The organism is Achromobacter sp. FW305-C-28, assembly GCF_058783235.1.
Genome location: NZ_JBYSYL010000016.1, coordinates 137,134 through 150,082 on the forward strand (window position 1 = coordinate 137,134; position 12,949 = coordinate 150,082).

9 protein-coding genes are annotated in these 12,949 nt (G+C 57.0%); 2 read left to right on the top strand and 7 right to left on the bottom strand.

Going from position 1 to position 12,949, the window contains the following annotated elements:
- Nucleotides 1-19: 19 nt before the first annotated feature.
- The 4 genes from AC3WMR_RS28475 to AC3WMR_RS28490 form a co-directional block, all read right to left on the bottom strand.
- On the bottom strand, nt 20-799 hold the full coding sequence (locus AC3WMR_RS28475; RefSeq protein WP_492266192.1) for a hypothetical protein: 780 nt from the start codon (nt 797-799) through the stop codon (nt 20-22).
- 497 nt (nt 800-1,296) lie between these two features.
- Complete coding sequence (locus tag AC3WMR_RS28480; RefSeq protein WP_492266193.1) at nt 1,297-1,602, bottom strand: hypothetical protein; 306 nt, start codon at nt 1,600-1,602, stop codon at nt 1,297-1,299.
- A gap of 1 nt (nt 1,603) precedes the next feature.
- The gene (locus tag AC3WMR_RS28485; protein ID WP_492266194.1) at nt 1,604-3,418 is read right to left on the bottom strand and encodes a CdiA C-terminal domain-containing protein; all 1,815 of its coding nucleotides are present in this window, start codon (nt 3,416-3,418) and stop codon (nt 1,604-1,606) included.
- A 266-nt stretch (nt 3,419-3,684) separates the two neighbouring features.
- Complete coding sequence (locus tag AC3WMR_RS28490) at nt 3,685-4,044, bottom strand: hypothetical protein (RefSeq protein WP_492266195.1); 360 nt, start codon at nt 4,042-4,044, stop codon at nt 3,685-3,687.
- A gap of 226 nt (nt 4,045-4,270) precedes the next feature.
- On the opposite strand from AC3WMR_RS28490, the gene AC3WMR_RS28495 reads away from it, so the two are divergent.
- Entirely contained in the window at nt 4,271-4,366 is a 96-nt protein-coding gene (locus AC3WMR_RS28495) for an IS4 family transposase (RefSeq protein WP_492266201.1), read from the top strand.
- A 131-nt stretch (nt 4,367-4,497) separates the two neighbouring features.
- Here the strand turns inward: AC3WMR_RS28495 and AC3WMR_RS28500 are convergent, their stop codons facing one another.
- Nucleotides 4,498-5,028, bottom strand: a complete 531-nt coding sequence (locus AC3WMR_RS28500; RefSeq protein ID WP_492266196.1) for a hypothetical protein — start codon at nt 5,026-5,028, stop codon at nt 4,498-4,500.
- A 223-nt stretch (nt 5,029-5,251) separates the two neighbouring features.
- Between AC3WMR_RS28500 and AC3WMR_RS28505 the strand changes: the two genes are divergently transcribed.
- Nucleotides 5,252-5,800 (top strand): transposase, encoded by a 549-nt coding sequence (locus AC3WMR_RS28505; RefSeq protein ID WP_492266197.1) that lies wholly within the window; start codon nt 5,252-5,254, stop codon nt 5,798-5,800.
- A 151-nt stretch (nt 5,801-5,951) separates the two neighbouring features.
- Here AC3WMR_RS28505 and AC3WMR_RS28510 read toward each other — a convergent pair whose 3' ends face one another.
- Complete coding sequence (locus tag AC3WMR_RS28510; RefSeq protein ID WP_492266198.1) at nt 5,952-6,359, bottom strand: DUF6911 family protein; 408 nt, start codon at nt 6,357-6,359, stop codon at nt 5,952-5,954.
- Entirely contained in the window at nt 6,356-12,874 is a 6,519-nt protein-coding gene (locus AC3WMR_RS28515; RefSeq protein WP_492266199.1) for a hemagglutinin repeat-containing protein, read from the bottom strand. The genes AC3WMR_RS28510 and AC3WMR_RS28515 overlap by 4 nt, the downstream gene beginning before the upstream one ends.
- Nucleotides 12,875-12,949: the final 75 nt, after the last annotated feature.

Consider the following 12,949-nt stretch of genomic DNA (forward strand, 5'->3'; position numbering starts at 1 on the left):
GCGGTGGCCGTCTCGGCGATCACTTGCCATAGGCATCGCGCGGTTCGGCCAGGCGGAACAGCCCGGTCTTGCCGCATTGATACGGATAGGCCTCGGTACAACGCTTGCGCATCGTGTGCGCCAGCTTGTTGGCGATGTCCGCCGCGATGCGCTGGCCATCCGCAGCCGGACCTCGATTGGAATAATCACGCAGTGAAATCGGGTAGGTGTCTTCGTCATAGCCACGGTATTCACCTGACTCGGCGTCGTACAGGCGCACTTTGATGCCGACCGACGGCCCGTACTGCTGATAGCCGCCAAAGCCACCCGGCTCACCCAGCGCCACGACGTACTTCGCCCCGATGGCCGCCGCATCTTCTTTCAGTGCCTGCGGCCGGGCGGACTTCGGGTCTGGCTTGCGCAGCTTGAATGTCGCCTTGATGTCTGCCGCATCCATGGCACCCGGCAGTTCGTTGTTCAACGCTTTGCACACGGCCTCGGCCGCATACAACGCCGGCAGCGCCGTGCGGGCGCCTATCCATCCGGTGTCGTCGATCTGCTTCTGAAAATCGCAGTCCGACGTGTAGACCAGCACGGGGCTGATCACCTCATCGGGCGCGGGATTTGTCGCCAACGGCTTGGCCGGCGAACCCATGATGAATGCGCAGCCGGGGGTCAGCAGTGATAAGGCGGCAGCGGCCGCCAATTTGAGGGCTTGCATGGTCGTGGTGGTATCCGATGAAGGCGATCTTGAATGGGTGAAATTCGCCCTGTTTGGCGGCAAAGTCGGGAGGACAAGACAGTCTTGGCGTCGATCCAAGTATTCCGGCCCATCGTCCCAAGCCGCTGTATCACCGAGCCGTCAAACGATAGATCGCTATCAGGCAGCAAGTTTCTAGTGCTACCGAGTACTAACGGCGGAGGGGCCGGAATATTAAGTGCTGCGGCTGGGTCGCCAAGGGCCAGCAGCCAATCTATCGCGTGAGCGCGGGCGGCTCAATCAGATAAGTCTGAGATTTATCTTCGAGGGTGTGATTCTCATGAATCAGTGCGGCACATGCTATCGGTCGTGCTGGAAATACGGTGTCAGGAAATAAGGTGTCAGACTACGTTTTCAAAGCGAGCTCTTCAGGCCGAAAACGTAGTCTGACACCTTATTTACGCTGATGGCAGGCAAAAGCAAGATGTCCGCACTCGGCGCTGCCATGAGAAAGCTCGCTCATCTGTGCTTCGCTGTATTAAAAACACGCTCGCCATACCGCCCCGACTACCGCTAAACGCTTGACCGGCAGGACGGCATCTTATTTTAAAGCGCATTTACATATTTTTCTCATTTCCATGCAAGACCAGCAAATCATATTTACGGAAATAATTTTTCGCAAGATTTACGACATCAATAACTCTATTTGCGGCACTCTTTTCATTGAGACTAATCATAAAAAATGAATGAACACTCATGCCGTAATCCAGAGCAATTTCCTTATGAATTTGACTTGCTTCCCGCACTGTTGAAAACAAAAATTTCCGACCCAGAAACTCCTGATTATCATGCATTAAAGATGCAAGGGTCTCAACAGCCTCTTCAGGAGAGGCTGTCGAATAGCAAAACAGATCAACCGCCATATCATTTCACTTTAATATTTAGTCTAAAAATAGCACCCGATTGATCTATAACGATCACCTGCTGCAGGCCTGGGACAGGATAATTAACAAGCTGTGTCTGCAGCGCATCAGGAGTGGCTGGACTGTCGGTTAGATTAACAACCATATTATTGGTCTGTCCACCTTGGACCTTTTCGGAGATGTAGGTTGCCATATTTCTAACATTTCCAGTTGATGGAGCATAGTTGTCGAAAATTTGACCATTGATCAAATAATCGGGATTTTTTGGACCAGGAACAACTGGATTTTGTACAACTTCAAAGCCATGTTTCGCCAGAGCAATTGCGCTCTGATTTTCCAACACAAGCGACCGAGTGGTTGCCTCATCAGATAATGGGGGAATGCGTGTTGGCGGCCCCGAAAGCGAACCCTTGTTTGCACCCTCGCTCAGTATAAGTTGAGGCCCTTGCGGCTCAGGCATAGGCGTGGTTGTGGTCGTACCACCACCAGATCCATTATTCTCCTGCCCAGGCACACTGATCGGCGTATGCCCGTCACCCGGCTTGCCAGGAACCGCAACGTTCTCATTGCCCCCGTTCTGACCAGGTGGGATTGGCAGCGGCGGCACAGGCTCTCCCGGCTTGCCCGGAAGAGGTTCCGTTGAAGTCGGCGAAGTAATGTACTGAATCACAGCAAGGATCTGCGCTTGATCCTTATCCAACAGAGGATTGGCGGCTATTAATACGGTAGTAGCCGCACTAATCGCAGCGTAGGCGGTCTTACTGATTACGGTTTCCCGACACGCCACTGACCGCAAGCACAACCCAATCAGCGCCGGTCCACCTCTCTTGAGCAACAAACTGGCAGCATTGTTCTCGGTCTCCAGGCGTCCGCCGTTGACCACGCCGCCGACATCAAGACCAACCGCGACACCCGCCAGCAGGTTCGACACCAGATTGGGTCGCGCTTCACGTTGCTCAACGCTAAGTCCCGCCTCGGCATTGCGATCGGCGGCATTCAACAGCGCGTTGACGACTGACGCGGCGCCGGCACCCAACGCCGACGAGGTGCAACCTGTTCCTTGAGCCGCGCCGCCAGCACATCCGACGATCGTATGCAACGCGGCACGCGTGACGTCCGCCTGAGGGGAGGATCCCAGACCATCGGCAAAAAGCTTCACTTGCTGTGCGGTCAACCCCTGCAGGTAGTTCACTGCACTCGCACGAGCGACCTCGGACGCGCCGCCCGTGACGTTTCCGCTTATGCCGCCAAGGATTGCGGTGGAAATAAGCCGGTAGTCTCCACCAGGCCCCCATTTCAGCGCGCTGTCCAGTTCATCCGCGAGTTGAATAATCCGTTTGGCGTCACCACCTCCGGGCTTCTGCAACTCCTCAGCCAAAGAGGAAGACAACGCATCGGCCTCCTTCGCCCGATTCGTCAGAAACTGCCCCATCTGCCTGCCAGCCTCCGACGCGATCTCGAAGCCCGCCTCAATCTTCTCCTTGTCAAAGATCGGCTTGAGCGCATTCAACGTATCGGACGTGTCGCGGTTCAAGCTCGCAATGGTCTCGGCTGCGGTCTTGCCTGTCAGCGCCTGTTGGGCAGCCTCGTCACGAATGACGATCGTGCCGCCACTGATGGCGCTTTGTGTCGTGGAGCTATCCTTGCCACTGGCAGCGACCACCACCGGCAGGTTGGCCGAGAACCCGCCGCTTGAAGGCAGCGACGTGCTCGCTTCCTTGGACGCGCCGCCCGCCACCTGGTTGTTCTTGGTGGTGCCTAGAGCCCCCGGGCCGTCCTTGCCCGCCCCACCACCAAAGCCGAATCCACCGCCCACCGAAATTTGATTGGCGTTATAGCTGGCGGTGTTCTTGATATCTTGCGTGACCAGAAAATAAGGTGTCAGACTACGTTTTCAAAGCGACCTCTTCAGGCCGAAAACGTAGTCTGACACCTTATTTACGCTGATGGCAGGCAAAAGCAAGATGTCCGCACTCGGCGCTGCCATGAGAAAGCTCGCTCATCTGTGCTTCGCTGTACTCAAAACACGCTCGCCATACCGCCCTGACTGGAGTTAAACGCTTGACGGGTAAGACGGTATCTTTAATTTCCCCGAGAGATCAACTTAAGTTGACGAAGATCTAATTTAAACTGCTCGACCTCGTCAGGCGGAACATCCACCAGCAGATCATTTAGATCGTTCTCAGCGATTTTTTCGATTAGATTAGCCCGAGTCTGTTGATATCTTTCTTGATCCAACCGTCCAGACAGGACCAAAATAATGACATCCCACATCAAATTTTCAAGAGGACGATCAAACCCTTCTTCAAAGGTATATGCAACGTACCCAAGAGCCTGTTCCAACGGTAGTTCTTTCACTACAGCGTTCATACATCCTTCGAAATATGCTTCTAATGCCCACGATTTCAAAACAGAATAAGGCACTCGATTTTCATTAAACATCTCACTTCCCCTGTTTCACGGGAGGGATCAAAAATAAGAAATAAGGTGTCAGACTACGTTTTCAAAGCGACCTCTTCAGGCCGAAAACGTAGTCTGACACCTTATCTTTCATGCACGCCCTGACCATCCAGCAGCGAATCGTTTGACTTCGCCCGTTATCTCAAGCCTCTGATTCAAAATGAATTTCCCTGAAAATTTGTGGGGAAACCTCAGAGTCTGACACCTTATTTATGGTGAGCCCGGGGCCAAAACCCTGTGGCAGGGCATGCGCGACATCGCCGTGTTTGTACAGGGCCTGCGGTTTGCCCGACAAATGCTATGAGATGTGTGTAATGGGATGGGTACAACCAACGTCGGCCCCATTCCAGTCTAGCGGATCAGACTCCGGATGAGGCATACTTCGCCACGCTGCCAGCGATCAAACAGGCAGCTTGAACACCCCAGCGCTTCCACTTAAAAAACCGGATTCCCTGTCCGAACAATCGGCGCCACCTCTTTGTTCAGGGTCGACGATTTATGCAGCAACACCTCTGAACAACTTTTTTTAAATATAGTCCAACCAGTCCTTGGATAAGCCATTATTAGCCGTAAGAAGATTTTCTCCATATTTTTTTTACCCTGATCTATTGTTTCCGGTCTTATATCAACAATAAAATATGCAGAATTTCTTCGGCGAAGAAATATCGTCTCCACACAGACTAAGGCAGGGTCTATAGATTCCATCCTTCCAAGTACTTTCGCCTGATGAAATACAAAGCTGCGCCCCCCCATAGGCAGGATCTGGTCTCTTATCGCGTAGATAATTTCCGAGTTTTTTATTCCAATTCTTTTATTGCTCGCACGGCCTTCCAGATTATTGCTGCCTAACAAATACAAACCGGCGTCCATTATGGTAAGCCACCCCTCAACTTCAACTTTCGCTTCATTTAATGCCGCACCATTTGAAGTGCAGTCGACCAATAGCTGGTGAACGCTCACGCTCATTTTTATTTCCCAATAGCAATAGCATTAGCGCCAGCGGAAATTGCACGGTCCAATACGCTTTGCATTACACCTCTCGGTCCTGTAAACGGATCTCGAAATAAGGTGTCAGACTACGTTTTCCGAGATACTCATCGGACTGAAAACGTAGTCTGACACCTTATTCACGCAAAGCGACCTCTTCAGGCCGAAAACGTAGTCTGACACCTTATCTTCGTCGGCGCGAATGCTGTCCGCGCGCGCCTGGGCGCCTTCCAGAATGGTGTCGCGGCCTCGAAAGCCGCCCCAGCAACGCCAAGCCCTGACACAACTCAAGCAGAGAAAGCGCAGCAGCCACAGCGAGGTCTGCGCCCGGCGAGAAAGCGAGCCTTGGTTGCTGTGCGCATCGCCGTCGCTGGCTGATACCAACGCATATGAGATTGTTGAGATTTACCGCAAGCGCATGAGCATCGAATGCACCTTCCGCAGCTTGCAGTCCCATCAGTTCGGGTTCTCGTTTGAGGAGAGTCAAAGCGCGGGCGCTGCACGCTTACAGATCCTGCTGTTGATCCACGCGCTGGCAACATTTCTGCTGTGGCTGGTGGGTCAGTTGGCCGAGCGCGAGAAACTGAGGCCGGCCTATGAATCCAATAACCGTAAAGACCGGCCGACCATCTCGTTGCTTACGCTAGGAGCCATGATCTATGCCGAGCGCGCGCTGACTTTGACTGAGGAGTCGGTGCTTGGCCTTTTGCAAAGAACGCTAAAGCCCTTTGAAGCCATGGGAGGATTGTGATGAATTCGTGGGGAAACCTCAGAATCTGACACCTTATTTCCACCAATCTCGCCACATATTTTTGGCACTATCGAATTTTTTCATCATTTCAATCCTTTGTAATAGGGTGTCAGACAACACCTTATTTCTACTCAAAGTCTAACATCTTGTTTTAATCTCGCATGATTTCCCTAGAAAGATCTCCGTGCATTACAAAGTCTATAAACAATTGAGAGACAAGAGAAAAATCAGACGTTATAGCTGATATTGGATAAGGCTCCCCAAGCACAGACACCAGACCCCTTTCCGTAGAAGTCGTAAGCGTCCGAACTAGGCACTCTCCATCCTCAGAATTTTCCTCAAGCATTAGAAGATATTTGAAACCATCCACATAGAGGCGGAGCCTGCAAGGCCCAATCTCAGAAGGTGGCTCTAGTCGCGCGACCAAAGCTCCAGACCGATCGTTGGAAAATTCTTCCAGACGCGATTTCAGCGCCTCTACGCTTGGGTTGATCAGAGCTGCGAATTGCACTCGCCCTTTCTTAGCATCAATTAAATACCCTCCAATCGTTACAATCATCGCAACTCCTTTATAGATGTCATTCCTGGACGCCAAAAATATGTCATTGGAACATCATCTTTTGTGGCATGGATAGTCACATATTTTAGACCAGCCTTGTCAGCCGCTGCTGCAATATCGCCTAGACAATATCCACATACATCCTTTCCTTTGACAACAATTGTCATTTCGGCGCCCTGCGTCTTCCCGGCCCTATAAGCCTGCTCGATAACGCCAATCTCCGCATGAGCATTAGCCATATTGCCATTTGGAAAATCCTTACCTTTTTTTTGTATCTTTTCCAAAACTCTCTCTGCAATAAGGGTTGGGTCGCCAGACAACATCTCGTACCCAGGCCTGGATGTCTGATTAGTATCAACAAAAGTAGCCCCGCCTATTCTTGCTTCGGCAGTTACTACCGGCGGAACAATCGCCTCACCCAGCAATTTTGCATTGAACTTCTGAAATACTTCTACCAATCTCGGCGTGCCTAACAGCGCAAAAGCTACATCTTTACCCCTCGTACCGAGATAGCCCGCCGCCCCTCTCACGATTTCATCCTCAGTAATGCCACCTACCAACAATGCTATTTGCCGGTTGATTAACTCCACACTTCCGGGGTCATCTTGGTACAGCTGTTTGGCCGCTTCCAAGGACACAATCGCATCGTTAATACTTGAGAATTTTGCCGCGCAACTGGCGCCACATGGTTTTCCAAGGTAGGCCTCTGCATTCGTGACCTTCTGACTGGCCGTCTGACCGGGATTCCTGTCTCCAAATCGAGCCTGCTGTTCGGGCGTCCATGAGCCATCCGCATTGCCATTAAGCAAGTGGTCCCGTCGTTCCGCAGGACTAGCTGTAAATAAAGACGCGGGCTTATTCTGAGCTATGTATTGCCGGGCAAATTCATCACGACCCGAGTTATCGACAGCATCCGCTCTCTCGTCAACGATGGCGTACCCCGCAGACAACAAACGCTGATACGCCTCTTCCAGCGAGATATGCTGCCCCGTCACTTCCGCGACGTATTTCTGCATTCCTTCCGCATTTTCTTTCGCCCACTTGCGTTCGTCGGGATGAAGTTGTCGGTTATACATATTGGCAACGAGGGCCCCACCGGCCCCACTGCCGCCACCAACAAGACCTCCGGCAGTTCCCGCGATAACGTTGATGATTACGTCGGCGACCTTGTCTCTCAGCTCGGGCGGAAGATCCGCAACAGCCTTCTGTATTTGTTCCTGGACCAGACTACTTGCCACATCGCCCGCTGCTGTACCGGCGATCGCCCCGAGTACGTTGCCTCCTCCGAGAGCGGCCCCAACTCCCGCCACAACAGCGTGTAGCGCAATCGAGCCCTTTTTCCCTTCGCCCCAAAGCTCGGGGTTCTCCTTCGCAAGGTCCTTAAGCACATCGCCCGCAATCTGCATCCCCAACTGACCAAACGCCTGCTGGAATTCGATCTGCTCGCGCACCTTGTCCTTGTCGAAGATCTTGCCAATGCTGCCGTTCGCGCCAGCCGTATCGCGGCTCAGCCCCGCAATGCTGTCCCGCCCCGTGTCCTTGTCCGACCGCACTTCAATCGTGCCCGCCGATACCGCGGCACGAGTCGTACCGGATTCACTGCCACTGGTGCTGGCAAAGCTCAGTCCCGACGGCCCGCCCCCTAACGCATCACCCTTGTTGGGTTTATCGAGCGCGCCAGACATACCCAGGCTCAGACCCACCATGGTCGACTTATAGTCAGCCTTGTTATGCAGGTTGCTGAACCCCAGCGTCTCCGTGGATAGCCAGTTCTTGGTCGCCTCGGCGTCGCTGGCAATGACCGCGCCCGTCAGCTGCGTATGCTTGCCAACATAGATGTCGTAGCCACCCTTGCCTGCGTACAACCCCGTCTGTTCCACCACACTGTCGTAGTTCGACTTGGTCTTGCCTACGCTGGCGCCAAGATAAGCGTTGCCCGTCATCGAGCCGAAGCTGAAGCTGGCGCCCGCGTTGGCCTGCTGTTGTTTGGCGTCGTAACGATCCGAATCTTGCTGGCTGGTCAGGATCAGATTGCGGCCGATGTCCGCACGAATGCTGTCCGCGCGCGCCTGGGCGCCTTCCAGGATGGTGTCGCGGCCCGAGATCAAGGTCAGGGTGTCGCGTGCGCTGACCTGGGTTTCGCGGTAAGTCGTGCCGTTGCCCTTGGCGTTGCCGCTGCCGACGTAGCCGCTGGCAAAGATATTGATGCCCCCGCCGCTGCCGCTGTCGGAAACACCGATCCCCACGCCGAGCTTCCAGCCGCTGTTCTTGTTGGTGGAAACTTCCGTGGACGTCAGCGCCTGGCTTTGCAGCATCAGGTCGTTGGTGGCCGCCAGCAGCACGTTCTTGCCGGCCAGGTCGCTGCCGATGATGGACAGGTTGCCTGTGCCGGCCACACCCTTTTCGCCAAGCGCCACAATGGAGATATTGCCACCCGCCATAACGGACGAGCCAAATGCGGATTCCTGAGTGCGCTTGGTTTCGCTGACGGACTTGCTGGCGCCGATGCTGATCTGGATCTGGGCGCTGGCGGCCTCTTTTTCAGCGGTGGTGGCCTTGTCTCCCTTGGCCGTGTCCATCGTCCGCTTGGCCTGCACTGCCTGATACGCTGCCTGCCCGACCTTGACCGCGGCCAGGCGACCGCTCTTGGCTTCGCCCGCCTGCTCCAGCGTGCCCTGAATTTGCTGCGCAGCACCCAGCATGCCGCCCGCCACGCCAATGGTCAGGCCGGATTGCTTGAACTCGTGATACTCATGCTGACGCGCCTCACCCACACCAGCGATGATGGCGACGTTACGACCAGCGATGGAGATATTGCCGTCCTGGGCCAACAAGTTGCTGCCCATGACACCGACATCACGACCGGCATCGATAGTGAGGTCGCCGCCGGCACTGCCAATGGTGCTGGCGGAATACCCGCCGCTGGCGCCGCGGTTCCAGTCGGTGCGTTCCTGCTTGTTGTAGCCCAGGCTGAAACCACCACCGCCACCCAGCCCCGACTTTTTGACCTTCTCGTACTGGTAGTCCTTGTAGGTCTCGTCCTTGGCCAGGACCTGCAGGTCGCGGCCGACGCCGATCTGCACGTCGCGGTCACCCACTATGTTCGAGCCAACGACGGTCATGTCGCGGCCGGCGAGCATCACGACCGAATCACCGCCGAACGTCGCACTGACCCCTTGCGTCCATTCCGTCTCGCGGATGCGATGCGTGGTCTTGCTCGACAGGAACCCTTTGGTCTTGTAGTAGATCTCGTTGTAGGTGTATCCGCTGGAATCGCCCGCGACTATGTTGATGTCGCGCCCGGCCCCCACGGCCAGTTGCTTGTCCGACGCCACTTGTGCGGCGATGGCGTTGACATCCTGCGTCGCGATCAGCGTGAGGTTGCCGCCCGCGACAATCTGCGTGCCGATATCCGTGGTCGTACGCATCTCCGCCCGGTTCTTCTTGCCGAAGTCGTGCGATTCTCCGTACCGCGTACCGGCGGCCGTCAGGTTGATATCGTTGCCCGCGCGAATGGTGGCATCTTCCTTGGCGGCGATAGCCGCGGCCTGGGCGTTGAAATCCCTGCCCGCCTGTGCGCTCAAGGTGCCCGCATCGACGCGCGCCACGCCATCAACGATCGTGTTGCTGATCCCGCCACGCACGTTCGATTGCGTACTGGACGTCAGATTGATATCCCGGCCCGCAGCCAACGTGACCGACTCGCCCTTCAGCAACCCAGCCAGGTTGTCGATGTCGTTGCGCGCGTTCAGGTTGACGGTCTTGCCCTGCATGGCGCCGACGCTGTTGCGCACGTTCTGCGCGTCGACGACCAGCGCGTTGCGCGCGCCGATGGTGCCGCTGTTGTTCACATCCCCCGTGGTGCTGATCTGCGTGTCACGGCCCGCGATAAGGGTGCCGTCGCCGCGCAGGTCGCCGGGCTTGACCGCCAGGTACACCTGCGGGGTCAGCACTTTTTGCTGGGTGCCGTCGGGCAGGGTGACGGTCTGCTCCACCAACCAGACGATGTCGCTGGTCAATTGGCGCATCTGGTCCTCAGAGAGCGCCGTGCCGACGGTCAGGCCGAACTTGCCGGCGAAGTCTGCGCCTGCGGTGAGCAGCGCCTTGTACTGGGTTTCGTTGTCGGTGTAGTCGCCCACGAAACGCTGGCCGCTGGCGAGCATGACCTGCTCGGCCACCAGTTTCTGTTCATAGAAACCGTCGCCCAGGCGTTTCAAGATCGTGCCGGGGTCCTGATTGAGTTTCTGCAACAGGAAGTCGCTGGACACCACCGAACGCGAGCCGATGAACTGGCTGTCGGTGGCGATCAGGTACGGCGCATTGGGCGCCTGCATGACGCGGTACAGCGCGCTGGTCGGGATGACGGGTGGCAGCACGACGACCGTGATGGCCTTGTTACCCGGCAGCGTGATGCGGGTCAGGCTGGCCGGCGGCAAGGCTTGTGTGACGGTGCTGGCTCCAGGGGTCTGGCCGGAGGTGGCTACCGTTGTGTTGCCTTGCGCGGCGCCCAGGCCGGCTTCGATGCGTTCGGCCAGGACGGTGGCGTTGTAGTCGGACCGGTTGTACTTGCGCGAGTCGTTTTTCTCGTAGGTGTAGGCCATGGTGCCTACCCGGTCGACGGTGCGCAGGCCTTCGGCGCCCACGTTGCTGAGCGTGCCGCCCTCGGTTTTCAAGGTGCCGCCGGCCAGGATGCGGCTCTTGTCGTTGACGATGTTGCCGGCCAGGCGTGCGTTGCCGCCCACGATGATCTTGCCCGGATCGCTTTGCGTGATGCGGGTTTCGCGCGTGATCTGCGTGACTTCGTAGAAGGTGAAGTCCTTGATCATGCGGTTGTTGCGGAAGTCGGCGTTGAAGTCCTTGATCTTGTCGTTCAACGTGTCGTAGAGCTGCAGGTCGCGCTCGTAGGTGGCCTGTTGCTGGGCCAGGTCGGCAGGGCAGCGCCAACCGCACTCGTCCGGAGTTGGCGGTTTCTTGATGCCGGTGGGGCGCTCGACCTCGAAGACCGACCAGATCTTGGCGTCGGGCTTGTACAGGAATTGGGGCGGATTGGTGTAGCAGTTGCCCGCATCGCCGCCGCTGCAGTCGTAGTGTTCGGCGATGTACGCCAGCCCGATCGGCGCGCTGACGCCGGCACGGCCTTGCTGGTCTTCCTGGATATTGCTGTAGTCAAAGGGCGGGCCGTACCGGCTTTCCGGATAGCGGGTCGACGGCATCAACAGGCGCCGCTCATCGTATTGGCCCATCCAGCTGGGGTCACGGCCGCAAATGGATTTGACGGTGTTGCAGAACCACATGCCTTCGCCATCGACGATGTCGGTGGTGCCATCCAGGCGGTAGAACCATTTGGCTTCGCGGCTGACCTCGACCGTTTCACTGGCGAAGTGCAGGTTGCGGTTCTGGATGCTGGCCGCCGCGATGTCGGCGTTGCGCTCGGCTTCGATGGTGGCCGATTCATTGACCAGCGACTGCGCCTGCCCCGTTGCCTTGCCCGTGGCGTCCAGCGTCCCGCCCACACGCAGGTCGCCCGCCGAGTAGATCAGCGCATGCTCGCGATTGGTCAGCGTGCCCACGCCCAGGTCCAGGTCACCGCGCGAGGCGATGACGGCGTTGGGTTCGTTGGCAAGCACCGGCGTCTGGATGCCGATGCGGTCGCCGTAGAGGCGGCCGGTGTTGGTGAGGCTGCCTGCGGTGATGCGGGTGTAGCCGCCGTCGATCAGGCCCGCGTTGGTCAGCAGGCCACCAACGACCAAGGTGTTGTTGCGCAGGGCGATCAGTTCGCCAGTGGCGCGGTTGGTCAGGGTGTTGGCGGTGATCTTCAGGTCCTGGCCCGCGTGGAGCTTGCCGTCGTTGTCCAGGTTGTCGGTGGTCAGTTCCAGCGAATTGCCGGCCGTCACCGCGCCGCTGCTATTGGTCAGGCGATTGACCGCGAGCTTGGCGTTGGCGTCGGACGACACATTGCCCGACGTGTTGTTGAGCGTGCCGGTGGTGACGCCCAGGTCTTGACCCGCGCCAATGCGGCCGGATTGGTTGTCGATGGCCTGGGCGTTAACTGTGACCTGATTGCCCATCACGCCCAAGGCGCTGATCGAGGTAGGCGTTGCGCCTGCTTGGGACGGCGATGCTGTGCCCGCGCCGGCCAGGCCGTTGGCGAGCGTGTCGCGGTTGTTCAGGTTGCCGGCCGTCAGGGCCACGAGGTTGTCGGCCTGGATCAGGCCGGCACTGTTGTCCAGCAGCCCTTGTGTCTTGAGCGTCAGATTGCCTGCGGCAATCAGGCCGCGCGTGTTGGACAGGGTTTGCGCGTTCAGGCTGGCCTGGCCTTGTGCGGCGACCGAGCCGCCGGTGTTGTCCAGGTTGCCGGTAGTGCTGACGTCCAACGCCCCACCACTGACGACTTTGCCGCCCGTGTTGGACAGGCTGGTGGCGTTAACGTCGACCGAACCACCGTACAGGCCGCCGCCCTGATTCTGCAAGGCGCCGGTGTTGACGACGGTGAGCTTGCCGTCCGCCTGCGCCACGCCGTTGCGGTTGTCCAGGCTGGCCGCCTGGATATCGGCCGTGCCGCCCAGAAGCTTGCCGCCTTGGTTGTTCAC

What these genes read in the sequence shown, in the direction of transcription:
- AC3WMR_RS28505 (WP_492266197.1), top strand. Translation starts at nt 5,252, where the DNA reads ATGCTGTCCGCGCGCGCCTGGGCGCCTTCCAGAATGGTGTCGCGGCCT.
- AC3WMR_RS28480 (WP_492266193.1), bottom strand. Translation starts at nt 1,602, where the DNA reads ATGGCGGTTGATCTGTTTTGCTATTCGACAGCCTCTCCTGAAGAGGCT.
- AC3WMR_RS28500 (WP_492266196.1), bottom strand. Translation starts at nt 5,028, where the DNA reads ATGAGCGTGAGCGTTCACCAGCTATTGGTCGACTGCACTTCAAATGGT.
- AC3WMR_RS28490 (WP_492266195.1), bottom strand. Translation starts at nt 4,044, where the DNA reads ATGTTTAATGAAAATCGAGTGCCTTATTCTGTTTTGAAATCGTGGGCA.
- AC3WMR_RS28510 (WP_492266198.1), bottom strand. Translation starts at nt 6,359, where the DNA reads ATGATTGTAACGATTGGAGGGTATTTAATTGATGCTAAGAAAGGGCGA.